Below are 24257 nucleotides of genomic sequence, written 5' to 3'. Positions count from 1 at the left end.
CCTGACAATAACCATTACCCAACGGCAAATGGTTATTGTCAGGGTAGCTAAGCTGCTTGATTGGAAGGTCATTGCATAGGGCAGCTATGCTGCATGGTTGGAGGTTATTTTTCAGGGCAGCTAAGCTGCTATTTTTATTTTTTAGGTTTGCAAAGTTTTTTAGGTTTACAAAGTTTTTTGGGCTGGACGCAGCATGAAATGGTATAAAAGCTTATCCTGACTTTATGGCTTTCCCGTGATTATTAGGGTGAGAACGTTCTGTCGGAAACTCTATTTTTGAAGGAGTGTCCCCCGTTGTGGTGAATGTGTATGATGAAATACGAAAAGGTGAACGTGGGGCATGGGTGAGCATTATCGCCTACCTTTTTCTATCCGCCTTTAAGCTGATTAGCGGATATATATTTGCTTCCAGTGCGTTGCTGGCTGATGGATTTAACAATGTCACCGATATTGTGGTGTCCGTTGCCGTACTGATCGGTCTGCGAATATCTCAAAAACCGCCGGACTCCGACCACGCCTATGGACATTTTCGGGCAGAAACAATAGCGGCATTGCTGGCATCCTTTATTATGGCTGTCGTCGGTCTTCAGGTGCTTATTGACGGGATCGGAAGTATTTTCAGAGGGGGCAAGCAGACGCCTGATGTTACTTCCGCAGGAGTAGCGGTAATATGTGCGGTCATTATGCTGGGAGTATATATGTACAACAACAGACTGGCGCGGAAAATTAACAACAAGGCGTTACTGGCGGCTGCCAAGGATAACCTGTCAGATGCGCTTGTCAGCATCGGTGCAGCGGTTGGTATTATCGGGGCACAGTTTGGATTGCCATGGCTGGATACGGTTGCAGCGATAGCGGTAGGATTTATAATCTGTAAAACGGCGTGGGATATTTTCAAGGACTCTACACACAGCCTGACGGATGGTTTTGATGAGCAGGAGCTGTCAGACTTACGTAGCACGATTGCTCATATACCCGGTGTAGAGGGGATTCGTGATGTCAAGGCACGGGTACACGGCAATCATGCTTTGGTGGATGTTGTCATAGAGGTGAATCCGCAACTCAGCCTGATTGAAGGACATCGGATCAGCGACAGGATTGAGGAACGCCTGCAAGAGGTTCATAATACGATGCATGTTCATGTCCATGTGGAACCCAAATTATAGATTATTTATTTAATAATTAGTGGTAAAAATGACTTTAGACCTATGCATAAAAGGTGTATGCGCTGCCTTTTGTGACGTTTGGATTATATCTCTCTTCCTGTTGCTTTTACTATAATGAAAGCATGTCCGGCTACATTCGTCGGAATTGGACTTGCTCTTCAAATTCGTAAAAACAGCCAGGAGGTGCAACATTGAGAAGACGCGTGATGGAAATGCTCATGACGTCAGCCGTGCTGTTGGCAGCAATTCATATGGCGCCGGGTCAGGTTGACGCAGCGGCATCGACAGCATCTACGGGACAGAAGGCGGTTATTCAGGCGGCTGTAAAGCTTAGATCCGGCCCTTCTACTACGGGAGATGTAGTCAGCTTTATGAAGCAGGGAGAGGCCGTAACGGTATTGGAGAAAACAAACAGCTATTGGTATAAGATCAAGACGTCTGGTGGGGTAACTGGATACACAAGCAGCTCCGACAAGTACATAAAAGTAGGCGCTACCAGCGTCGCTGCTGCTGTCACCGAGCCTGCCGTCCGTAAGCCGGAAGCCAAAGAATCGCTTAAAACTAACAGTTCAGCCAAAGAGGCTCCAGCCTCAGTGAATAGTTCTGCCGGTCAAACGAAAGCTACGATTCAAACGTCCGTTCGTTTACGGGCGGAGGCATCCACTTCATCCGAGGTTTTGGGCTATATGAATGCCGGAGATATCGTGACGATTACCGATCCAAGCAACGCTTATTGGTTCAAGATTACCAGTGCTGATGGCACGGTGGGCTATGTCAGCTCGTCTCCACAGTATATCCGTATTGGAGAGGGCGTTCTTGTACAGCAGCCAGTGGCTGCCCCGGTGACGTCTGCTCCTGACACCACCGCGATTCCTGCTGTAGCAACACCTGCGGAAGCCATAAACTTGCCTTCTGGTGACGCAGTGGCTGCCATTGAACAGGTTATTAACACAGGGATGACTTATCTCGGTACTCCGTATGAATATGGTTCCGATCGTAGCAGTACCGCTACTTTTGATTGCTCGGCATTTACCCGTCAAATTTTCCGTCAGGCTGCAGGTATTCAGCTTCCGGCGGATTCACGTTCACAGGGTGAGTGGATCAAGCAAAATAGTCAGCCAAACACAGACATGACCACGTTGAAGCGTGGCGATCTGCTTTTCTTTACTAATTACAACGCGTCTTCAGGGGCGTATACGTCCTTGGATAATTCCTCCCAAACGATTACACACGTAGCTGTATATCTGGGAGACAACAAGCTTCTTCATACGTTTTCTGTAGCGGGTGGCGGTGTGAAAGTTACGGATTTCAGCAAGCCTTGGCAGGATCGTTTCCTGTTCGGTGGTAGCGTAATCCAATAAAAGCATCATTAGCCTTAAAAAATTACGCATCAAAAAAAGGATGTTCCACAACCCTGTAATTGGGGCGGGAACATCCTATTTTTAAAGCTATATAATGATGTATCTTCACTACACTTGTTTCAGACTTCTTCTATTACGCCTATGACGCTCGTCTTCTTCCGGTAAAGAGTGAAATGACGAACAACACCAGAAATAACACAAACAATATTTTGGCGATTGTAGCAGCTATGGATACAACGATACCAAAAAAACCTAAAATCCCGGCGATCAAGGCAAAAACTAAAAATAAAGCGGACCATTTCAGCATGTTCTGCATCCTCCTTCAATTGTATATAATGTGGCATACTCACGCCCGATAGAGCGTGGCTGCGAATAACGGCTGAATCATTGAATCTTTCGTGGCTCTGCCATCGTTATATGTTGTTTTAAACCGTGCCCGAATCCTTGAAACATAGCGTCAGGAGTGGGGGAAAAGCAAGCTGTAACGTTGTTTCGTGTCTGAATGTAAGGGGTAACTATGCAGTAATCATAAACATCATCGTGAAAAACGAAAGAGAGGTTAGGCCATGTTAACACAGGTCAGTATTTTTATTATCGCTATCGCATTTGCAATTCTCGTTATTTTCCTCATTAAAACACTCAAAGCAGCACAAGGCTCTCTGGAAAAGGTAACTCAGACTCTCCAGGATGTACAAAAAACGGTAGATGAACTGAGCTATGAATTAAAGCAAACGGTTCGACATGCCAATGATATTACCGCTGATGTTGATCATAAATTGAAGCAGGTGGAGCCTGTGATGGAATCGGTAAAAAACTTGGGCGAGGTGCTTAACGAAGTCACTCTGGCTGCGAAGCAGGCTTCAGCGGCATTAATCACCCGGTTTCAGAAGCCGCATCATACAGTGGATAAAAAGACAGGTACGGAAACCGCGATCAAGTCAGCTTCTTCGAACAGGCCGTTAACTTCAACGGAACGGACGGTTCAGAGCTACAATGAGACCTACGAGGAGCCTGCGGCAAAGCCGGCCAAAAACTGGTTGGGTTATGTAGATATCGCTGCCGGGGTGTGGCAAAAAATGCGTCAGTAGCATAGCGACTGAACCGTAAACTATAGGAAATTCATTGAAAGGGTGAGAATTATGATGAAGATTTTATGGCTAGCTGCTGGTTTGCTCACTCCCTTTTCCGGACAGGATACGGTTCAGCAAGCCGTTTCCCCGCATACGGCGGGGCATGTAGTAAGGGCTGTGCAGACGATTCCCGCCAAAAATGCCGTACCGGCTGATTTTCATACGCTAAACGGCATATCTTTGGACGATACGCGTGCGGATGTATTGAAAAAACGGGGCAAGCCCCTTCGAGTGAAGGAGGATACGCTGCTGCTTTCTACGGAATATCAATATCCTGACGTCGTGGTTGGTATGCGAGGTGATATGGTTTCTTATGTGCATGTAGATCCCGCTGCTGGACGGATCAAGGTCAATGATGAGTGGCTGCCGCTGAAACGGCAGACGCTGGATAAAGCGCTGGGTGGCTCGCAATTTACAGCGGAGGATGGCGAGGTATACGTTCGTGGACAGCGTGCGATCAAAGTGTTTATGGATGAGGCGTCCGATAAGCCCAAATATGTCGAGTTTTTTGACGAAGCAGAATGGTAATATCTTTAATTTTAAGAGCATGACATAACATGGAAGTTTCAAACGAATGTACAGCGTGTAATAGTCAGAGAAGTCAATCCTAATAAGGAGCGTGAGAAACATGAATCAGACCCATCATAAATCTTATGCCAAAGTGGTAGAGAACGGTGTACAAGCCGTCGAAGCGGTGAATGAATTGCGCAACACGGGCTATCGTTATGAGGATGTGTTCGTGCTCGCTCATGATCAGGACCGGACGGATCGTATTGCAGATACGGTGGATGCCAAGGAAATCGGGATGAAGGAAGAGGGCGTTTTTGACTCATTAGCCAATCTGTTCCGTTCCCGTGGCGACGAGCTTCGCGCTAAAATTACTTCCTTGGGATTTACAGATACGGAAGCTGATTTTTACGAAAAAGAACTGGATCAGGGCAAAGTTCTAGTCATTGCCAAAAAAGCTTGATAACGTCGGTTGAGCAGGAAAATAGACTGGCATTAGAGCTGCAAAAGAGGATGTTGACCGCCGCACAAGTGCTTCGCGGGTCCTCCAAAAACATAGATAAGGAATGGGGCGAGGGCCTCATTCCTTATCTATGTTTTTGGAATGCCTTCTTATGGAGACGCTATTTCAGCTTCAGATCCATAAGGGTTGCCGCTTAAACAGGTATAGTATAATACATGGGTTACAGATAAGGAGAGAGAAATGAGAATCCTAATTGTTGACGATAATCCGACCAATGTCATTATTATTCGTGAAATATTAAAGAAAGAAAATTATAGGGATGTTATCTCTGCCAGCTCAGCCGCAGAAATGTTGGAGCATTTGGGGATCGGCGACCGTACCATTAGTCTGCGCCCCCGACCTTCCGATATTGATTTGGTTCTGCTGGATATGATGATGCCTGAAATGGATGGTATCGAAGCTTGCAGCATCGTACAGGAATACGAGCATCTGAAAGATATACCCATCATCATGGTAACTGCTGTAGGCGATTCCAAGAAACTGGCAGAGGCACTGGACGTAGGGGCCGTCGATTACGTCACCAAGCCTATTAATAAGGTAGAGTTAATGGCCAGAATACGGCTTGCCTTGCGTCTCAAACAGGAAAAGGATTGGCATAAAGACCGGGACCAGCGGATTCAAGACGAACTAAAGCTGGCCGCGATGGTACAGCAGGCGGTGCTTAGTCCTGCCATTCAAGACCCGGCGCTGCAAGTCAATGCCCTGTATCAGCCCTCCTTTGAACTGGCGGGAGATTTGTATTCCTGGTATTCACTCGGGGAAGGAAGATATGCCATCATTTTGCTGGATATGATGGGTCATGGCATCTCTTCTTCACTGTTCTGCATGTTCATTGCTTCTGTACTCAAGGATACCGTGACCACGTACGTAGAGCCCGAAAAGGTAATTCAGGAGCTGAATCGTCGCTTTAATCAACTGGATCTGGGCAAGCAGCTCGTGCAGTATTATTTTACGGCGATCTATATGGTCATTGATACCCGTTCTCGGCGGATTGATTATGTGAATGCGGGGCATCCGCCCGGCTTGCTGTTCAGTCAGGACGGCAGCATCACCAAATTTGACCGTGCGTGCAGTCCGGTAGGCTTGTTTGATAAAATTGATGCGGAAATGCACACGATCCATTATGAAGGATCGGGGCATATCGCTTTGTATACCGATGGCTTGCTGGAGGCCGTAGAGGGCGAATATGAGGAACAACTGGAATATTTGACTGCGTGTCTGCGCCAGCATGAGGAATGGAATGAAGAAGCGATGCTGGATGCTTTTTTTCGTAAAGAAGCACCGCAGGATCGCGATGATGATAAGTGCCTGATCTGGATTTCATTGAAAGAGGGAGAGGGCTTGCATGAAAATCAGAAATAAACTGCTGATCGGCTTCGGGTCGCTTATGGCGATCCTCCTTGTGCTGACACTAATCAGCTATGATCGAATGGGGAGTCTGAATGAGCAGCTAAATCAGGTTTATCAGGACCGCTATATGAAGGTCCGAAAAACAACGGCCATTCGCGGTCAGGTGAATGATATGGCGAAGGTTATGGCCAATTTGATTCTGAATCCCGGTTCCTCTGTCAGTGAGGCCAAACGCGACCTTGATCGTATTACCGCTTCCGGGAATGAAGTGCTGGACCAACTGGAATCCGATTCCGGTACCAGTGAGGAACAGCAGCAAGTGGATCGGGTAGCGGCCGCCTGGAAGGACTTCCTGAGCTATGAGCAAAGGCTGATTTCCTTGTTGAGTCAAGATCGTATTGAGGAAGCAAATGCTTTCCGTAATAGTACGGGGTTACCTGCTCAACAGGAGGCGCTGGACAGTGTTTCTACACTTGCCGTTTTTCAGGATCGGGAAATTGATCATGATATGGAGCAAGCCAATCAGGCTTATCAGGAATCTGTACAGATTACCACGATTCTGATGGTCGCGGGTCTGCTTATGGGGTTATTGGTTATTTTGTGGGTGCTTCCAAGTATTGCGAAGGGCCTGAATATCGTTAACCTCATGATCAACGGCTTTGGCAAAGGAAAATACAGGGCGATCAGCCGAATGAATGTAGCCTCCAGGGACGAGATTGGGGAGGTTGCCCGCGTATTTCAACAAATGGCTGGAGACCTGGAGGAAAAACGCAAATTTGAGCATTCCGTTCTTCAGACGCAGAAGGATCAAGCCTGGCTTAATGCCAATACGGCACGAGTAACAGAGCTGTTCCGAGGCGTGAATTCACTGGAGCAGGTCGCACAGATGTTTATCAGTGAGTTTACGCCCATTTTGGGAGGCAGCTACGGAGCGATTTATTTGCAAGGCAAGGAAGTGGAGGATGCCCAATTTAAGCTGTACGGCTCCTACGCGAAGGAGTCTGGTGAAGATTCGATCAAGGACGTTATCCATGTTGGCGAAGGCTTGCTTGGACAAAGTGTTCAGGATCGTAAGCCGATCCTGATTACAGAAGCTCCTGATGGATACTTGTCCATCGGCTCCGCATTGGGGGCGAGTAAGCCGGTGGGAATTATGATTTTCCCTATTTTGTTCGAGGACGATTGTATCGGTGCTGTGGAAGTAGCGTCGCTGGACCGCTTTAGTGATCTGGAGACGAAGCTATTTGCTCAATTAGTCGAGAGCTTGGGGATCATTTTGAACAACATCAAGGGACGGGTGCGGGTAGAGCAACTGCTGCGCGAATCGCAGGCGTTGACTGAGGAATTGCAGTGCCAGTCCGAAGAGCTTCAAACCCAGCAAGAGGAGCTTAAACGCTCTGAAGAGCTGTTACAGCGTCAGCAGGAGGAACTGGAGCATTTTAACACCGAGCTGATTGCCAAAACGAGAGCGCTGGAAGAGCAGGTTCGGGAAGTGGAAGAAAAGAACGACGAGATCGAACGTGCGCGTGCCCAGTTGGAGCAGCAGGCGATGCAGTTGGGCATCACCAGCAAATACAAATCCGAGTTTTTGGCCAACATGTCTCATGAGCTGCGTACTCCGCTGAATAGCTTGCTCATTCTTTCTCAGCTTCTGTCTGAGAACAAGGATGGCAATCTCAAGCCCAAGCAGGTTGAGTATGCACAAACCATTTATATGTCAGGCGCGGATTTACTGAAAATGATTGATGAAATTCTGGATTTATCCAAAGTGGACGCCGGGAAAATGGATATTAACCACGAAGTCGTCAATCTGAAAGAGCTGGAGATGTTTGTGGAGCAAAATTTTGCTCCGGTCGCAGCCAAACGTGAGCTTCAACTCCATACCGAGATAGAAGAGAGCTTGCCAGAAGCCATTATCAGTGACGGTTATCGTCTCAAACAAATTTTACGGAATTTACTGTCCAATGCATTCAAGTTTACGACAGAGGGATCTGTTCGTTTTAGTGTATCAAGGGCAACCAGTGACCAGCTTCCCGGTTTTCTAAATCCGCATAAATCTTATTTGGCCTTGTCTGTACGTGATACAGGCATCGGCATTGCTTCGGATAAAACGGATCTGATTTTCGAGGCATTCCAGCAGGTAGATGGAACAACCAGCCGTAAATACGGCGGAACTGGACTTGGTTTGTCGATCAGCCGCGAGCTTTCCAGATTGCTGGGCGGTGTCATTACGGTAGAATCTGAGCCGGGGCAGGGCAGTTGCTTCACGTTGTATCTGCCGGAACAAACGCAAACAACAGAGAGTGCGGAGTCGCAATCGGGTGCGGAACTGGATATGGGTGGCGTCGCAGCATCCGCAGAGTCGAATTCTCCTATGCTTGTTCCCGCTGAGCAGTTACCTATGTATCAGATGCCTTCAAAGGAAAAATCGGAGGACATCGTGCACCCGGGCGACGACCGGAACGAGATTGCCTCGAAGGATAAGGTATTACTGATCATAGAGGACGATGTTAAATTCGCTAAAATCCTGTACGATATGGCTCGTAGCCGTGACTTTAAGGCACTTATCGCTCTACAGGGAGACGATGGGCTGGACATGGCCAGATCCTATTTGCCGGACGCCATTATTCTGGATATTCAATTGCCTGTAATGGATGGCTGGTCCATTTTGGGCGAGCTGAAAGGAAATTCATCGACGCGGCATATTCCGGTACATGTTATTTCGGTCATCGACGATGTGAAGCAAGGCTTGATGATGGGCGCGATTGCCTATCTCAAAAAGCCATCTTCAAAGGAAAGTCTGGATAAGGCATTTTCACATATTAAATCATATACAGATAAAATGGTGAAACGTCTTCTCGTGGTCGAGGACGATGAGAATCAGCGTAAATCCATTATTGAACTGATTGACCATGACGATGTTGCTATTACGGCGGTGTCCACCGGGCAAGAAGCACTGAATGAGCTGGGGGTACAGCGGTATGACTGTATGGTGCTGGATCTTATGCTGAACGATATGACAGGCTTTGAATTGCTCGACCGCATTCAGGACAATGAGCAACTGACCGATTTGCCGATTATTATTTATACGGGTAAAGATCTGGACAGCAAAGAAGAAACGCAACTGCGCAAATTTGCGGAGTCCATTATTATTAAGGATGTTAAATCGCCGGAACGGCTTTTGGATGAAACGACCCTGTTCCTGCATCGTGTTGAGGCGAATCTTCCTGAGGACAAACGTAAAATTTTGCAGAAGCTATATAACAAGGAAGAATTGTTTGAAGGTAAAAAAATATTGTTAGTGGATGATGATATTCGGAACGTATTCGCTCTGTCCAGCGTGCTGGAAGGTTACCGTATGGAGGTTACTTTTGCGGAAAATGGTAGAGAAGCGCTGGAAATGCTGGAACAGACACCTGATTTTGATCTGGTGCTGATGGATATGATGATGCCGGAAATGGACGGATATGAAGCCATGCGGCGAATCCGGCTGTTGCCACAATTCGAGAAGCTGCCTATCATTGCGCTCACAGCCAAGGCTATGAAGGATGATCGTTCCAAGTGTATTGAGGCAGGCGCTTCTGATTATGTGAAAAAGCCGATTCAAACCGAACAGCTTTTGTCATTAATGCGGGTATGGCTGTATTCGTAGCTTGAAAAAATGGGTAATATAAATCAACACAGGAATTGGGGCGGTACTGGCAAAACCTCAGGAATTGGAGAGAGATTATGACATCAAAGGATGCGGCGGATAATGCTGCTATTGAACTGAAATCGAATGAAGCTGAGCGGGAAATGATTGAAATAGAGCTGTTGCTGGAAGGAATTCATCGGCTGTACGGCTACGATTTTCGTAACTATGCTCTGCCTTCGATCAAGCGGCGTATTTATTATCATGCACAGTCCGAGAAGGTTAGCACGATATCAGGGCTTCAGGAGAAGGTGCTGCATGATCGCAGCGCCTTCGACAGACTGGTGCAAAGCCTTTCGATTCCAGTGACCGAGATGTTCCGTGATCCTGAGCTGTTTCAGAATTTCAGGCGGAAAATAATACCGATTTTACGGACATATCCGTACATTCGAATATGGCATGCAGGTTGCTCGACAGGTGAGGAAGTATACTCGATGGCGATCATGCTGCATGAAGAAGGCTTATATGATAAAGCCCGTATTTATGCGACGGATATGAATAACCTGTCTTTACAGCAGGCGAAGGAAGGCGTATACGGAATTGATCGAATGAAGCTGTATACCAAAAATTATTTGGAGTCAGGAGGCACGCAATCGTTCTCCGAATATTATACAGCCAAGTATGATTCAGTCATGCTTCATCCTTTTTTACGTAAAAACATTATTTTTGCGGAGCACAACTTGGCGACAGACCGGTCCTTTAACGAGTTCAACGTTATTTTTTGCCGGAATGTCATGATTTATTTTAACGATGAACTTCGCAACCATGTACATGGGTTGTTTTATGATAGCTTGAGTCATTTTGGCGTGTTGGTGCTGGGGGCCAAGGAATCCATACATTTTACCGATTATAGTGATTCCTACGAGCCGCTGGACCGGATAGAAAAAATATACCGGAAGATTAAATAGAGATGCTTAGGAGGATTCCATGGGGCTTCATGAACCGATTCATATACTGCTGGTAGATGACAGACCTGAGAACCTGCTCGCTCTTGAAGCGGTGCTGGAGAGTGAACAATATAATTTGGTAAAGGCTACGTCTGGGGAAGAAGCGCTGCGATGTCTGTTAAAAGATGAATTCGCACTGGTAGTCCTCGATGTACAAATGCCGGGTATGGATGGAATTGAGACCGCAAAGCTGATTAAGGCCAGAGAGAAAACGAAAGATATTCCGATTATCTTCATTTCCGCTAACAGTAAAGAAGCGGAGCATTTGTTTGCCGGTTATTCAGCGGGTGGTATTGATTATATGGTGAAGCCATTCATCCCTCAAATTCTCAAGTCCAAAATTGAAGGCTTTGTGCAGATGTATCTGACCAACAAACGCCTGAAAACACAGTCCATGCTGCTTCATCAGAAGACACATGAGCTGGAGAAGATGAATAGCGAACTGATTGCCGCCAAGGAGGCAGCCGAAATCGCGGCTAATGCCAAGACGGAGTTCCTGGCTATGATGAGCCATGAAATTCGGACTCCTATGAACGGTGTGATTGGCATGATTGACCTGTTGATGGAAACAGAGCTGCACAGCGATCAGCAGGAGTATGCCGATATCATCCGCCGCAGTGCAGATGCGCTCGTAGCGGTCATTAATGATATTTTGGACTTTACCAAGCTGGAGTCAGGCAAAATGGAGGTAGAGGAATATCCGTTCGATCTGGTTTCCTGTATCAAGGAAGTTTTCAGCCTGTTTACAGTGGAAGTAAATCGAAAGAATCTGGAGATGGATTATTTTCTGGATGAACAGCTACCTCCAGTATTATACGGTGATATGGGAAGACTGCGTCAGGTTCTCATTAATCTGGTATCCAATGCCGTCAAATTTACAGATCGTGGTGGTGTATATGTCTTTGCATCGGTCAAAGAGCGTAGCGCCGAAGGACTTACTGTCGAATTTTCCGTAAAGGATACAGGCATTGGTATTGAGCCAGCCAAGGTTGGAAGGCTGTTTCAACCCTTTTCCCAGCTTGATTCCTCGATGACGCGCAAATATGGTGGAACCGGTTTAGGACTCGCTATTTGCAAAACATTGGTGAACATGATGGGCGGAGATATCGGTGTGGATCCAAGTGGAGAGCAGGGGGTAACATTCCATTTTACAACGAAGCTTGGCTGTGCTCAGGACAATGAACTGGAGGGAGAGTCCAGTTACGAATGGGAAATTCCCCATCAGAACTCCTTAAGCCGTAAACCCGTATTGGTCGTAGATGACCATCCAATCAACCAGAAGCTGATGGTCAATATACTGGATAAGCTCGGTTTGGCTTCGGATGTGGCAGCAGACGGGCAGCAGGCGCTTGATATGGTCATGGCTAACCAGGATTATGACTATATCTTCATGGACCTGCAAATGCCTGTGATGGACGGATTAGAGTGTACGGGCAAGGTGCGTGAACAATTGGCGGGAAGGTCACAGCCTGCTATTATCGCCATGACAGCGAATGTGATGGATGGTATTCAGCCCCGATGTATTGAAGCCGGAATGAACGATTATATTAGCAAGCCCGTGAAAATCAGCAGTGTAAAACAGGCTCTACTGCGGCATTCTCCGGATCATTTTCCAATGCAATCAGGCAAAGACCAAATTCACGAGGCGTAGCCTGATGTGTAGATGGTGACATTTGGAGGTGCAGAAAGCATCATGCGGTGATTCAAGCGTTCGTATAATGGGTTAGTATGTAAGGAAATCTTTTTTCGGGAGAGTTGGCCTATGAATACTAATAAAAATGAGAAGTTCAATGCGATTACTGAAACAAACGATGGAGTAAATACCGTGTATCTTAGCGGAGAGCTGGATCTTTCGGTGGCACCTGATTTTCGTCTGGTGATGGAGTCTTTGGTGGGGGAATCCGCCCAAGACTTGATTATTAACTTAAAAGAACTTAAATACATTGACAGTACAGGTATCGGTATTTTGTTATCTATTTTGAAGGCAAGGCATGGGATGGAGTCCCGGTTTGCCGTTCAGGAGGTACCCCCTCAAATTCAAAAACTGTTCGATATGACCGGTATTGCCAAATTCTTTGTCCCCCAGGAGAATTCCCAATAGGAAAGGAAAGAAAAAGAAATGAACGCTCAAATTCAAAAAGTAGTTCTTAACTTGCCGGCAACTGCTGACTTTGTCGATATTGTAAGATTAAATTTGTACGGAATTGCCGTGAAAATGGGATTCTCTTACGAGGATATAGAAGACATGAAAGTGGCTGTATCTGAAGCCTGTAATAACTCTGTCCTTTATGCTTACGGTCATGAAGGCGGAGTGGTAGAAGTAACATTCGAATTTGACGAAGCTTCGTTGTCCATCCGTGTCAAAGATGAAGGGGAGAGCTTTGAACGAATGGAGAACCCGTCCCGACTTGCATCCTTGCATGACAAAGAGCTGAATGATGCACAGGTAGGCGGACTGGGCTTCTATCTCATGCAGGCGCTTATGGACGATGTCCATATCTTGAATGAGACTGGAAAAGGCACGGAAGTCGTGCTTGTAAAGCGTCTGGTCAGAAGCGAGGAAAAAGTATGAATGAAAAGGTAACTCCCCCGGAGTCGATGGATGAAGCCGTTGGTCTAATCTGGGAGTACCAGCAAACCAAAGATAACGAGATTGCTACCGTACTGATCCGCAAGTATGAGCCGATGGTCAAGATGGCTGCCGGGAAAATCTCCCGTAACCGTCCGGACTTATACGAGGATTTATATCAAACCGGTCAGATGGCATTGATACGTCTGCTTCAGCAATACGATATCAGCTTGGGTATCCCCTTTGAACCGTATGCTATGAAAAGTATGCTGGGACATATGAAAAATTATTTGCGCGACAAATCCTGGTACATTCAGGTTCCACGCCGCATTAAGGAAAAGGGTGCGCTCGTTCAGCATGCCATCGACGAACTGACCGTTAAGCTGGAACGTTCGCCGAATGTGAACGAGATCGCGGAGTATTTGGACCTTACCGTAGAGGAAACGATCGAAGTGCTCGCAGGCCGTGAGTGCTACCATTATGTGTCACTGGACTCCCCTTTATCCCAGGAGGAGAGTGCGGCTACGTTAGGCGAGCTTATCAGTTCGGATGCCAACGACTACGACACTGTGGAAAAACGAATGGATTTGCAGCAAGCCTTAAGCCAGCTGAAAGAGCAGGAACAGAAGGTGCTCCTTCTGGCATTTCAGGATGGTCAATCTCAACGTGCGATTGCGCAGACCTTGGGCGTATCGCAGATGAGCGTATCCCGCATCCAGAAGCGGGCGACCGAGAAGCTGAAGCAGATCATGTCTAATTCTTCTATCTCATGAGAGGAAGACGAACTTCATGGTTTCGATTACTGGACGTCACATAATAGGACACGCCATTCCATAAGGGAAGCGTGTCCTTTTTTAAGCGGAAAAGGAGGGGAGGAAGGGTGAAATCTACGGCAGCATTTGAACAGATTTCCTCCTTTCGCGGAGGGTGGGAATGGTGGGACATCGGCGCTACAGACTGGCACGACCCCATTATACAAGAGTTGAAAGAGAAACTTCCAGAGGCCCGGGAATGGCTGGACAAGGTAGAGGACATCCCATCCAGTTTTATTTCTGTGCGCTTTCTGGATGGAATTTTACCCTTGATATGCGGATCGCTGATCTATTCCATTCAGGAGGAAATCGACAGCCAACGCGATGGTAACAAGTTCTATTTCCTGGTCCTGGGCCAGAGATTAGTGACCTTAAACCTGGATCAAAATACCCGCGAAATTATGCATACGGCCGAGCGTCAAAAAATGCTCGACCGATGTGAAAATGCATCTGATGGCATGTTTGTACTGGCAAGGGCCGTTCTTCATTATTTTCATACGGGGATGGACAAATTCGAGATTAACCTGAGAAAACTGGAAGAGACTATGGAGAAAAGAAATGCCCGTACGCTAATGGACTCCATATTGAATGCGCGTTTTGAGCTGTTGTATTGGAGTAATATGTTCATTCCATTTTCAGAACTGGTAACGGCTTCCCGGGAAGCGTATCTGGATGAGCTGGAGGAAAATCGCTTTTTTAAGCAGTTGCTTCACCGTGTCAATCGAATGGAAGGACTGTTTCGGCATTATGAAAAGGAAATTGACACGCTGATCTCCATTGACGATGCCATTTCTGCATTTAGGGGAAATGAAATTACGAAGACACTCACCATTGTAACAGCCGTATTTACGCCTGCAACCGTAGTGGGCGCTATTTGGGGCATGAACTTCGAGAATCTGCCCTGGATCAAAACAGGGTGGGGCTTTACCGCCGTGATTGCGGCGACCCTGTTAAGTATGGTAGGTATGTACGGCTGGCTGATGATGAAGGGATGGACAGGAGATTTGCTGAAAACGAACAAGCGCAACAAACTTTAGTTGAGCCATCCCAAATGTACAGATAAAAGCGATCCATGGTAATGGGCTACGTGTACACACGAACCTCTGGTTACTATGGATCGTTTGCTGTCTAATTTCCACCTTGGCTCATTTTAATATAGCCCAGCAGCTCGGCAATAAAATCTCCGATGATTGGAAGATTCAGTTGTACAAGGAAGCTGAGCAGCCAAGCGAGCAGAGCGAGTATGACGACCGTACCCAGCGTAAGGCCAAGCCCCCTTGCAATGCCTGCTGTCAGATTACTGATGATCCTTTTTTTGGGGTTGGAATAGGTTTCCAATACATTGCGAAATTCTACTCTTTCCAGCATGTCGGCTATTTGATCTAAGCGCTTATTAAGCCGCTTCACCTCATGACGCAGCTCAAAAGGGTGCTCATTCACATCAAAATCCCTGGTTTGATCTTGATCCTGCGGGGGATGAAAGGTCCGTTTGTTGTTTACGCTAAGGTCATCTCCATACGAGCTGGGCTTGCTCATCCGTCATCCCTGCCTTTCTGTCATCTAAAAAACAGCCAGCTTCGTGCATGCTGGCTGTTCAGTGTTTTAAGGTCTATTCTTGTTGTACACAGAATTTCCTGTCATTAGGAAGTAGTGTTTAATTGTTTTTGCGTTTCCTTGGCAGCTTGGGCCGCTGCATCCTTAATTTCTTGATCAGCCTTGACTGCTTCATCAGCAACATCGGCAGAGGCTCTGGCTACGCTGGATAAAATAATGTCTTTGCTACCGGATGCGGTTTTAGCTACATCTCCTGTTTTAGTGGAAACCGTTTTAGCCAGATCCGTTGCTTTGTTGCTGACTACAGATGCAACGTCTTTTGTTTTATCGGCAACCACTGTAATTTTATCAGACAAATCGCTGCGCAAATCTCGACCCGGTTTAGGAGCGAACAGCAGGGCTGCCGCAGCACCAATCAAACCTCCGATAAATAAACCTTTTGCAAAGCTTGAAGTATTACCTACTGTATTTTGATTATCAATGTTACTCATGTCATATCACTCCTCGTATAGAATAAAAAAATATATAAATGTTAGGTAGCCCTTCTTAAAAGCCTGGACACAAGTCCGAGCAGGAACACAAATAATGCGGTTCCGAGTATGGCGGGAATGACTGCAAAATCACCGATGACCGGACCCCAGTTTCCCAACAGCGTGACACCGAGCCAAGCTCCTACAAATCCGGCGATCATAGAGCCTGCAATGCCACCGGGCATTTCATGGCCAGCGAGCGCGTCGCCAATCAATCCGATAATAATAGCCATTACAATACTTAATACTATTCCCCACACAAGGATCGCCTCCTTTATCCTTTAGTTTAGCAGAAACGTCTGTTTAACAGAATCATAACGCTTTTTGTGAGTGGTGAGTTTAGAGTGCTGCATTGTCTCGCTTACTTCGTATATAAACGCCGTGACTCCGTGTGAAACAAGAAAGCGCCTCGAACCGCTTACGGGAGGGGGCAGAAATAGGCAGAGGACCCCGCAGCCGTGGTCGCCTATAGATAACAGGAACGGTTAACACGAGCCAAATGATTCAGGCAATATAACCGCCCACGATGTCGGTTGGACAGTGAACCCCCAGATAGATACGGCTTAGCCCAATCGGGAGAATCAAAAGCGCGCCAAGTACGCAAGGAAGGAGGAAAGACATCCGCGAAGAAATCCAGAAGAGAATGATAAAAAATAAAGCTCCTATCCCGTTGCGCGTCTGTTGATGCGAACGGAGATACGAGCTTTATTTACGGGCACAGGCCGCTACTATGAACAGTGTCACCCAAGATGATAGGCTGCAAGTATGATAAACGGCGTGCATCTGTCTTCTGATTAGGAGGGATTACGTAATCTTCCCAGCTCGGAGACGATGGCCTCGACTTCTGAAATACTCAGATTAGGCTTGTTTATCACCATATCATAGACATCACGGAGATCCTCGTATTGCTCCAGAGAGAAAGCGGAGGACTGCATAGCAGCGCCACTCGCCATACGAAGCTTGGTTTTGATGCCTTCAATCATATGTTCAATGTTGGCATGAGACGGTACAGACAAATCCATCGTTAATGTTCCATCCTTTCATATCAGGGGAAGTTGCCTGTATTGTATCATGTTTTTATTGTAGAATGTACTGAAAGTCAGATTATCGGTCAATGGCCGGATCAAGGAGGATGGACGAAGGTGTCTTTGTATAATCGGGCTTCCGTATCTGGGCGCTCTCCTATAGACAGTAATGCGGAAAAAACAGATCGCGAAGGGCTCGTACCGTTTTTTCGGGAAATTCATTCTCAGCATGAGATGAATAAGCTGACCTTTGTTTGTATCGGCACGGATCGTTCGTCAGGCGATTCACTGGGACCGCTGGTCGGCACCATGCTTATGGGACAGGGCTTTCCGCACGTGATCGGCACAATGACTGAGCCGTGCGACGCGGATCATCTGGTTTCGTATTTGGAGCGTATTCCCCAAGACCATCATGTGATTGCCATAGACGCTTGTCTGGGGCAGCAAGGATCGGCGGGGATGTTTCTGGTTGCCCGTGAGCCGTTAACTCCGGCGCGTTCGGTCGGACTGGCGCTGCCGTCTGTCGGAGATTACAGCGTCGCAGCTATTGTGAATGAGCGTAGTCCCAAACCCTACTGGACATTGCAAATGACATCACTACATCTCGTCATGACGATGGCTGCACACATCGCCCATGCTGCATCTTGTGGGTTTGGTTTAAGAGCAGATTCGCAAGAATTTCCAGAGGGCTACCGTTTCAGATATTGATGGTCTGCTTAATAATATACATCAGCATGTTCTAATCATAATATATTCGCTCCAATAGATTATATACAGAGAAGGAAGGGTTCCACATGGAAAAGGTACTATGTGAAGGAACGACGATCTGCTATGCCGAACAGGGAAAAGGAGAGCCCATCATCCTGTTACACGGATTTTGTGGAAGCTCTTCCTATTGGGATGAGGTTGTTCCATTGCTGTCCCAAAGCTATCGCTGCATTGTTCCAGACTTGCGTGGTCATGGACGTAGCGATGCTCCGCTTGGAGCCTACACGATTGATCAAATGGCAAACGATGTGCTTAAGCTTCAAGAGCAACTGGACATCCCACAGGCTGCCTGGTTCGGTCATTCCCTCGGGGGCTATTTGACGCTTTCTGCGGTACAGCGCCATCCCGAGCGGCTTACAGCCTTCGGGCTGATTCACTCCACCGCCTATGCGGATACGGAGGAAGGAAAGGAAAAACGGAACAAGGCCGTATCCGCTATTCAAACAGAGGGAATTACCACATTTGTAGATGGACTCGTCCCCGGACTATTTGCTCCAGAACATGTAGAGTCCTTATCGGATCAGGTACTCAAGGTCAAAGAAATCGGTTATAAAACGCCGCCGCAAGGAGCCGTAGGCACATCTTTGGCTATGCGTGAGCGTTCTGACCGCCGCGACGTTCTGTCAGCCTCCACCTTGCCAACTCTGTTAGTGGCGGGTGAGCAGGATCAGGCGGTTCCTCCCGCCCGGACGTTTACGACAGATCGGGCCGGGGTCACTCAGGTCACAATATCTAAAGTTGGTCATATGAGCCTGTTCGAAGCGCCGGAACAATTGGCACATGCCATTTTGACATTTTTACAACAAAACATCCAGCAGTAAGCCCGAGCAGCAAAGCCAAAAACCGGAACCATCTGGTGCAAATACAGAGGGTCTCCGGCTTTTTTGCGTTCTAAATTGATTTTGGTTGTTACAAACCGGATTCCGCCTCGACTGAGCTATTTGGCTTTTGTACAAGGATGACTTACAATCAGAAGTGTAATGGCTCCTGGTTGTCGAGGCATCGGGATGAAAGGAAGCGAACGGCTTGCTCAGAAAAGATTATTTGCTCAGTATGATGGAAGAAATGACATCCGCAGTGGCATCGGTGCTCGGTCTAAGGCGTGAAAATAAACACGTCGAAGCGCTGAAACAACTGGATGACCTGCTTAACAAGCAGTTTCGTCTTCGTTCAGATTTGCTCAGACGATTGCCGCCGGAACAAATTATAGAGCTTTTTCGATTGGGTCCCGGTATTGAAGCAGACAAGCTTCAGCAGGTGGCTCGCATTTTGGAAGAAGAAGCCGCTATTTACCTGGAAACCGACAGAACAAACGAGGGCATACGAATCTTGATTAAATCCCTTCATCTATATTTGTACAGTGATTTGAATGGCGCAACCCGTGACATTCAGGTGCTGCCTGAGCGAATTGTGTGTATTGTCAATCTGGTTCGGGAATATGAGCTGCCAGTCGATACAAGCAAGCTGCTGGCTGCCCATTACGAGCGAGAGAACAGATTGGACGAGGCTGCTGATGTCTGGTTTGGACTGGCATGGGAGCAGTCGGAGCTGCTGCCGGAAGCAGAGGCATTTTATACTCAATTGCTGAATAAGACTGATGCGGAGCTTCAACAGGGTGGACTTTCACGCCGGGAAGTAACCGAGGGTCTGGTCGAGATTACCCAACTACATGAAAGAAAGTGAGATGTACCTTTTGGATTCACTGCGTGAACTTATATACCAACTAACTACAGGAGGATCCCTCATAACCGCGACGCTGAGCCAGCTTCGCAAACGGGAGGATGCTTCCTTTACTAAAGTGCAAATCAAGCCTGTGGAATTGAAGAACAAGCTGCATTACCAGTTTGCTTTTCATTATAGCAACAAGGTCATTCATGAAAACCTGCCCCCTGACGAAGCTAACGAGCGCATGACCGCCTTGTTTGAGGACACGTTCCGTCAAGGAATCTTGTGTGCGAAGAATGCGGACTATCAGGTGCTGATCAGTAAAAAATATAAAGTGTCTATTTTGACAAAATCACCGAGCAAAAGTACAGCCGACCTGTCTCATAACCGCAAAAAGCAATATGTGCTGGAGGAAGGGGAACGGATTCCTTTCCTGATTGAGCTTGGGATCATGAATGAGGACGGCAAGGTACTGGCCCGCAAGTATGATAAGTTCCGCCAAATCAATCGTTTTCTCGAAATGGTGCAGGATGTACTGCCTAACCTGCCCGTAGGCCGCCCGTTAACCATTGTGGATTTTGGCTGCGGCAAATCATATTTGACCTTTGCACTGTATCATTACTTGGCAGTACAGCAAAAACGACCTTTGCAGGTCGTCGGTCTGGATTTGAAGGCAGATGTTATTGAAACCTGTAATCTTCTGGCTCAAAAGCTGCAATACCGCCAATTGGAGTTTTTGGTCGGTGACATCGCGGACTATAACGAGCTGGAGCAGGTGGATATGGTTGTGACTTTGCATGCCTGTGATACCGCAACGGATGCCGCGTTGGAGAAGGCAGTTCGTTGGGATGCATCTGTCATTTTGTCGGTTCCGTGCTGTCAGCATGAGCTGTTCAGCCAGCTGGAAAATCCGGTACTGGAGCCGCTGCTTTCCCATGGTATTTTGAAGGAGCGCTTTTCAGCGCTGGCGACAGACGGTATCCGGGCCAAGCTGCTGGACATGATGGGATACCGGACACAGCTGCTGGAATTTATCGACATGGAGCATACGCCTAAAAATATTTTGATACGTGCTGTCAAAGGCCAAGCCGGGGAACGTTCTGTTTTATGGCGTGAATACTCGGCATTTCGGGATTTTATCCATGCTGATCCTTATTTGGAGCGTGCTTGTGCAGATTTGCTTCCCGAGGGAGCAGGGCAAACGAAAAAGCAGGGATAGGGAAATAGCAAAAGTGGGGCCACTGCGGTGTGGCTCCACTTTTTTGTAAATCACAGTTTACAGTTTGCTGCTTTAGGTTGCTTCCCTTGCCTATTCTTGGATACGCAGAACTACCCGCCATAGGCACTTCTGAAGGCAGTGCACAAAACGGTGCGATCAACCTTCCACAATGCCGCGAGCTCCTCACTGACATCCTCATCCCACCAGTCGCACAGTAGTCTGCGATTGCTGTGGTTTTCGGCGATCCAGATGAGGTGTCCGACGACCTTGCGGCAGTACAGCTCCTCGCCCTGCTTGACCAGATCGGGGGCGATGTGAACAGGCAGACGCTTGCAGGCTCGGTACAGTTCTTTGCTGCATGCACGCCGGATACCACGAGCCGTGGGTAAACGGGATTGCGGATTGTTATGTTTGGGGATTTTGCCGGGAGGCATATCATATCCCCTCCTCTCTCTCACAACTTATGCGGGCAGAAGAGCGAGGGTCACTGACCTCCCTGTTTGGGCGAAGTGGCGACTTGTTCTGCCGCTGTGATACACTAATGAAAATAGAGAAACAAGCAGGGAGTGGGAAGAAAATGGACTATATATCTAGTATCATTAATTATTTGTTTGAGATCATTCGTAGTCTTGGGTATTTTGGTATTATGCTAGGCCTGATGGTTGAGGTCATTCCAAGTGAAATTGTCCTCGCTTATGGCGGCTTTTTAGTTTCCTCAGGTCACATTAATTTTTTTGGTGCGGTCGTGTTTGGAACCATTGGCGGAGTGCTGGCACAACTGTTTATTTACTGGATTGGACGCTATGGTGGCAGACCGGTATTGGATAAGTACGGAAAATACATACTCATCAAAAAAAGCCATGTCGACCACGCCGAAGCCTGGTTTAACAAATACGGAACAGGGGTCATTTTCACAGCCCGCTTTATTCCTGTTGTGCGTCACGCGATCTCAATCCCTGCCGGGCTGGCTCGCATGAGTGTATGGCGTTTTATTATTTTGACGACGCTGGCAGTTATACCTTGGTCTGTTCTGTTTATATATTTAGGAATGCTGCTTGGAGACAAGTGGGAGCAGATTGACGAAGTGGCAGCACCTTATATCAAACCGATTTTGCTGGTTGCTCTTGCGCTCTTGATCATTTATTTTGTTATCAAATGGATTATGTCCAAAAAGAAGAAAGGAAGTGTGTAACATGAGTCGTACTAACGTGTCGCAATATTTTGGAAAAGGTCTGAGCCCCGAACAATTTATGGAGGGGATGGAAAAGAACAAGGAAGCCTTCCGCTCCGGGTATGATCAGTTTGTGTGGAACCGTGAAGAGGACCGTGAGTATTTTGAAAGCCTGAACCATCGGGATGACCTGCGTGTACTCATTTTGGCCGCCGACTGGTGTGGAGATGTAGTACGTAACGTGCCGGTCGTATTCCGTGCGCTGGAGAATAGCGGGATTCCGACTGAAGTATTGATTTTGGAAAATCATCAAGCGCTGATGGATGACTTTCTGACGATGGGCGGACGTGCTGTGCCGATTGTTATTTTTGCCGATACAGGGGGCCATGTACTGGGTCACTGGGGGCCGCGTCCTGCACATGTTCAACAAATTATGATCGGGTTCAAACGTGAAAATCCAGATCGGGAAGCCGATGATTATCAAGAAAAAATTGCGGTGGCCCGTAAAGAAATGGCTGAGAAATATGGGGAGGGAACCGAGGTTCATCCTGTGATTGTTCAGGAATTGCGCGAGCTCATCTCGGGATTTTAAAATATGACGTTGTCTATTCGCAGCTTTAATCTGGGCCCGCTCCAAACGAATGCCTATTTGCTTCAGGGGGATGACCCGCAGCGTGCCGTTATCATTGATCCTGGCATGAATCCGGGTCCTTTGCTGAGAGCCATTGAGTCACTGAAGATTGAAGCCATCTTGCTGACCCATGCTCATTTTGATCATATCGGTGGAGTGGATGAGATTCGCAAAGCGAAGGGTTGTCCGGTTTATCTGCATCCTTTGGAGCAGGACTGGCTTACATCCCCTAAATTAAACGGCTCTTTGATGTGGCCCGAGGCATCCCCGCCGATCTCGACGGAGCCTGCCGAATATGATTTGGCGGAAGGTCAGCAATTGAACCTGATTGGGCATACATTCAAGGTGTTCCATACACCTGGGCACTCACCCGGAAGCGTCAGCTTTTTGTGTGGTAAGGACTTGTTCTCTGGCGATGTATTATTCCGTCAGGGTGTCGGCCGCACAGACTTGATAGGCGGGCGAGAACGAGACTTGTACGATTCCATTCAGAACAAATTGTTCCCGCTTGGAGATGACGTTACGGTGTATTCCGGTCACGGTCCCAAAACGTTCATCGGTTATGAGAAAGCCAACAATCCGTATATACGATAAAAAGTGATGAATGTTTTCAACTGGGGTATAATCGAGGTTGTGACAGGTTTTGCCCCATTTCGACAACAAATTATAAATAGTGTATAGACAAAGGTTTTTATTTTTGTTAACATATACATATTGAAGTTACATACTAAACTCGCGAAGCACGCAAGCTGTGGATGAATCCCGGTTTGCGTTCTTTTTTTTGCCCATTAAGAGGATAAAGAGGCATTTGCCGTCAGATCACAAGGGGGAGCATCAATGAAAAGGAAGTATATATCTGGGTTGCATCGTGAGAATGGAGATAGCCGCCATTTTTCCATAAAGAAAGAAGATGGAGCTTCTGTACAGGCTTCTGAAGCGAAGATAATAACTTGGACAAAGGTAACAAAACAGGATGGAACCATCGCACAGAATTGGCACGCAAGGCTGAATGAGTACAGGCTGGGACGTGGTGACGGACAATTTTGAAGATACATAGATGATATAGACAAGCTACTTTTTTTTTAGTAGACTTAGCAGATAAGTTCAGACAAACGGGGGGGCTAACGATGCATCATTTAGGAACTAGAATTATGATCGTCGCGGATGCTTTTGAGCAGAATCTTCCTGTGGGCGAACATGGTTATATCATTGCTTACGACCGTAATGCGGACAATGCTTTTGACTATGTCATTCGCGTCCCGAAGGTGAATCGCAACTTTTTTGTACCATCCGGGGACATCGAGCTGGAAGAAAGTATTTTGAAGCTGGAAGCCGAGCGAATTGAGCGTGAAGCGCTGATAGATTACGCCCTTGCTACTCATAATGAGAAGCTGTTCAGACATGTGATGAATGGTGGTCTTGATTCGGTTGAGGCTGAGGAAGAAGAAACCGCGACAGAGTTGTTATCACAGGCTGATTTTATTAGACAAGTCAATTTACGTGCTTGGATATAGGTGGAGGCTAATGCCCACTCTTTTTAAGAATATATAATTAGCACGTTCTTAGCTCCTATCGCTTTTCGAAAGAGCACCGAGAGGTGCTTTTTTTATATACATTTAGCAACATTTACCGCTTGGT

General features: G+C 47.1%; 29 protein-coding genes. 22 read left to right on the top strand and 7 right to left on the bottom strand.

Annotation, left to right across the window (positions count from 1 at the left end):
- Positions 1 to 296 precede the first annotated feature (296 nt).
- The gene (locus tag NST83_RS20875; RefSeq protein ID WP_044644467.1) at positions 297 to 1166 is read left to right on the top strand and encodes a cation diffusion facilitator family transporter; all 870 of its coding nucleotides are present in this window, start codon (positions 297 to 299) and stop codon (positions 1164 to 1166) included.
- A gap of 191 nt (positions 1167 to 1357) precedes the next feature.
- Positions 1358 to 2527, top strand: coding sequence for an SH3 domain-containing C40 family peptidase (locus NST83_RS20870; protein WP_342415529.1), 1170 nt, complete (start codon positions 1358 to 1360; stop codon positions 2525 to 2527).
- Positions 2528 to 2666: 139 nt separating this feature from the next.
- Here NST83_RS20870 and NST83_RS20865 read toward each other — a convergent pair whose 3' ends face one another.
- The gene (locus NST83_RS20865) at positions 2667 to 2834 is read right to left on the bottom strand and encodes a DUF1328 family protein (RefSeq protein ID WP_137060263.1); all 168 of its coding nucleotides are present in this window, start codon (positions 2832 to 2834) and stop codon (positions 2667 to 2669) included.
- A 259-nt stretch (positions 2835 to 3093) separates the two neighbouring features.
- Here NST83_RS20865 and NST83_RS20860 point away from each other — a divergent pair, with 259 nt between their 5' ends.
- From NST83_RS20860 to NST83_RS20810, 11 genes are all read left to right on the top strand, one after another.
- Positions 3094 to 3615 carry a DUF948 domain-containing protein gene (locus tag NST83_RS20860; protein WP_342415528.1) on the top strand — a complete coding sequence of 174 codons (522 nt, stop codon included), beginning with the start codon at positions 3094 to 3096 and terminating at the stop codon, positions 3613 to 3615.
- A gap of 51 nt (positions 3616 to 3666) precedes the next feature.
- Positions 3667 to 4185, top strand: coding sequence for a hypothetical protein (locus NST83_RS20855; protein ID WP_342415527.1), 519 nt, complete (start codon positions 3667 to 3669; stop codon positions 4183 to 4185).
- Between the two features lie 100 nt (positions 4186 to 4285).
- Positions 4286 to 4627, top strand: a complete 342-nt coding sequence (locus NST83_RS20850) for a general stress protein (protein ID WP_342415526.1) — start codon at positions 4286 to 4288, stop codon at positions 4625 to 4627.
- Positions 4628 to 4867: 240 nt separating this feature from the next.
- On the top strand, positions 4868 to 6049 hold the full coding sequence (locus NST83_RS20845) for a fused response regulator/phosphatase (RefSeq protein ID WP_342415525.1): 1182 nt from the start codon (positions 4868 to 4870) through the stop codon (positions 6047 to 6049).
- A complete protein-coding gene (locus tag NST83_RS20840; protein WP_342415524.1) occupies positions 6033 to 9689 on the top strand; it encodes a response regulator in 3657 nt (1218 codons plus the stop codon). The genes NST83_RS20845 and NST83_RS20840 overlap by 17 nt, the downstream gene beginning before the upstream one ends.
- Before the next feature lie 77 nt (positions 9690 to 9766).
- Positions 9767 to 10636: a protein-glutamate O-methyltransferase CheR gene (locus NST83_RS20835; protein ID WP_342415523.1), complete on the top strand. Its 870-nt coding sequence runs from the start codon at positions 9767 to 9769 to the stop codon at positions 10634 to 10636.
- 19 nt (positions 10637 to 10655) lie between these two features.
- Positions 10656 to 12326, top strand: a complete 1671-nt coding sequence (locus tag NST83_RS20830; RefSeq protein ID WP_342415522.1) for a response regulator — start codon at positions 10656 to 10658, stop codon at positions 12324 to 12326.
- Between the two features lie 111 nt (positions 12327 to 12437).
- The gene (locus NST83_RS20825; protein WP_342415521.1) at positions 12438 to 12776 is read left to right on the top strand and encodes an STAS domain-containing protein; all 339 of its coding nucleotides are present in this window, start codon (positions 12438 to 12440) and stop codon (positions 12774 to 12776) included.
- An 18-nt stretch (positions 12777 to 12794) separates the two neighbouring features.
- Positions 12795 to 13247 carry an anti-sigma B factor RsbW gene (gene rsbW, locus NST83_RS20820; RefSeq protein WP_137060254.1) on the top strand — a complete coding sequence of 151 codons (453 nt, stop codon included), beginning with the start codon at positions 12795 to 12797 and terminating at the stop codon, positions 13245 to 13247.
- On the top strand, positions 13244 to 14017 hold the full coding sequence (locus NST83_RS20815; protein ID WP_014278091.1) for a sigma-70 family RNA polymerase sigma factor: 774 nt from the start codon (positions 13244 to 13246) through the stop codon (positions 14015 to 14017). Before rsbW ends, NST83_RS20815 begins: the two co-directional genes overlap by 4 nt.
- Before the next feature lie 107 nt (positions 14018 to 14124).
- A complete protein-coding gene (locus tag NST83_RS20810) occupies positions 14125 to 15093 on the top strand; it encodes a magnesium transporter CorA family protein (protein WP_342415520.1) in 969 nt (322 codons plus the stop codon).
- A gap of 91 nt (positions 15094 to 15184) precedes the next feature.
- Here the strand turns inward: NST83_RS20810 and NST83_RS20805 are convergent, their stop codons facing one another.
- From NST83_RS20805 to NST83_RS20785, 5 genes are all read right to left on the bottom strand, one after another.
- Positions 15185 to 15592 (bottom strand): DUF5665 domain-containing protein, encoded by a 408-nt coding sequence (locus NST83_RS20805; RefSeq protein ID WP_342415519.1) that lies wholly within the window; start codon positions 15590 to 15592, stop codon positions 15185 to 15187.
- A 104-nt stretch (positions 15593 to 15696) separates the two neighbouring features.
- A complete protein-coding gene (locus NST83_RS20800) occupies positions 15697 to 16101 on the bottom strand; it encodes a YtxH domain-containing protein (protein WP_342415518.1) in 405 nt (134 codons plus the stop codon).
- Between the two features lie 41 nt (positions 16102 to 16142).
- The gene (locus NST83_RS20795; RefSeq protein WP_137060250.1) at positions 16143 to 16400 is read right to left on the bottom strand and encodes a GlsB/YeaQ/YmgE family stress response membrane protein; all 258 of its coding nucleotides are present in this window, start codon (positions 16398 to 16400) and stop codon (positions 16143 to 16145) included.
- A gap of 244 nt (positions 16401 to 16644) precedes the next feature.
- Positions 16645 to 16806, bottom strand: a complete 162-nt coding sequence (locus tag NST83_RS20790) for a phosphatase PAP2 family protein (protein ID WP_342418013.1) — start codon at positions 16804 to 16806, stop codon at positions 16645 to 16647.
- A 128-nt stretch (positions 16807 to 16934) separates the two neighbouring features.
- A complete protein-coding gene (locus tag NST83_RS20785) occupies positions 16935 to 17162 on the bottom strand; it encodes a DUF1128 domain-containing protein (RefSeq protein ID WP_044644451.1) in 228 nt (75 codons plus the stop codon).
- Positions 17163 to 17282: 120 nt separating this feature from the next.
- Between NST83_RS20785 and yyaC the strand changes: the two genes are divergently transcribed.
- The 4 genes from yyaC (at position 17283) to NST83_RS20765 (ending at position 20817) form a co-directional block, all read left to right on the top strand.
- On the top strand, positions 17283 to 17873 hold the full coding sequence (yyaC, locus tag NST83_RS20780; protein ID WP_342415517.1) for a spore protease YyaC: 591 nt from the start codon (positions 17283 to 17285) through the stop codon (positions 17871 to 17873).
- An 86-nt stretch (positions 17874 to 17959) separates the two neighbouring features.
- On the top strand, positions 17960 to 18754 hold the full coding sequence (locus NST83_RS20775; RefSeq protein ID WP_342415516.1) for an alpha/beta hydrolase: 795 nt from the start codon (positions 17960 to 17962) through the stop codon (positions 18752 to 18754).
- Between the two features lie 205 nt (positions 18755 to 18959).
- Positions 18960 to 19616, top strand: coding sequence for a DUF6483 family protein (locus NST83_RS20770; RefSeq protein ID WP_342415515.1), 657 nt, complete (start codon positions 18960 to 18962; stop codon positions 19614 to 19616).
- Positions 19603 to 20817 (top strand): SAM-dependent methyltransferase, encoded by a 1215-nt coding sequence (locus tag NST83_RS20765; RefSeq protein ID WP_342415514.1) that lies wholly within the window; start codon positions 19603 to 19605, stop codon positions 20815 to 20817. Before NST83_RS20770 ends, NST83_RS20765 begins: the two co-directional genes overlap by 14 nt.
- A gap of 110 nt (positions 20818 to 20927) precedes the next feature.
- Here NST83_RS20765 and NST83_RS20760 read toward each other — a convergent pair whose 3' ends face one another.
- Positions 20928 to 21251, bottom strand: a complete 324-nt coding sequence (locus NST83_RS20760; RefSeq protein ID WP_137060403.1) for a dehydrogenase — start codon at positions 21249 to 21251, stop codon at positions 20928 to 20930.
- Between the two features lie 143 nt (positions 21252 to 21394).
- Between NST83_RS20760 and NST83_RS20755 the strand changes: the two genes are divergently transcribed.
- The 5 genes from NST83_RS20755 (at position 21395) to NST83_RS20735 (ending at position 24133) form a co-directional block, all read left to right on the top strand.
- Entirely contained in the window at positions 21395 to 22009 is a 615-nt protein-coding gene (locus NST83_RS20755) for a DedA family protein (RefSeq protein WP_342415513.1), read from the top strand.
- A 1-nt stretch (position 22010) separates the two neighbouring features.
- Positions 22011 to 22580, top strand: coding sequence for a thioredoxin family protein (locus NST83_RS20750; protein ID WP_013311914.1), 570 nt, complete (start codon positions 22011 to 22013; stop codon positions 22578 to 22580).
- Positions 22581 to 22583: 3 nt separating this feature from the next.
- On the top strand, positions 22584 to 23213 hold the full coding sequence (locus tag NST83_RS20745) for an MBL fold metallo-hydrolase (protein WP_137060243.1): 630 nt from the start codon (positions 22584 to 22586) through the stop codon (positions 23211 to 23213).
- 243 nt (positions 23214 to 23456) lie between these two features.
- Positions 23457 to 23666 (top strand): hypothetical protein, encoded by a 210-nt coding sequence (locus tag NST83_RS20740; protein WP_137060242.1) that lies wholly within the window; start codon positions 23457 to 23459, stop codon positions 23664 to 23666.
- Between the two features lie 80 nt (positions 23667 to 23746).
- Positions 23747 to 24133: a hypothetical protein gene (locus NST83_RS20735; protein WP_025684465.1), complete on the top strand. Its 387-nt coding sequence runs from the start codon at positions 23747 to 23749 to the stop codon at positions 24131 to 24133.
- Positions 24134 to 24257 lie beyond the last annotated feature (124 nt).

It is taken from the genome of Paenibacillus sp. FSL R10-2782 (genome assembly GCF_038592985.1).
Taxonomy (GTDB): domain Bacteria; phylum Bacillota; class Bacilli; order Paenibacillales; family Paenibacillaceae; genus Paenibacillus; species Paenibacillus terrae_C.
The sequence above is the reverse complement of the archived record's forward strand: the minus strand, read 5'-3'. Positions and strand labels throughout refer to the sequence as shown.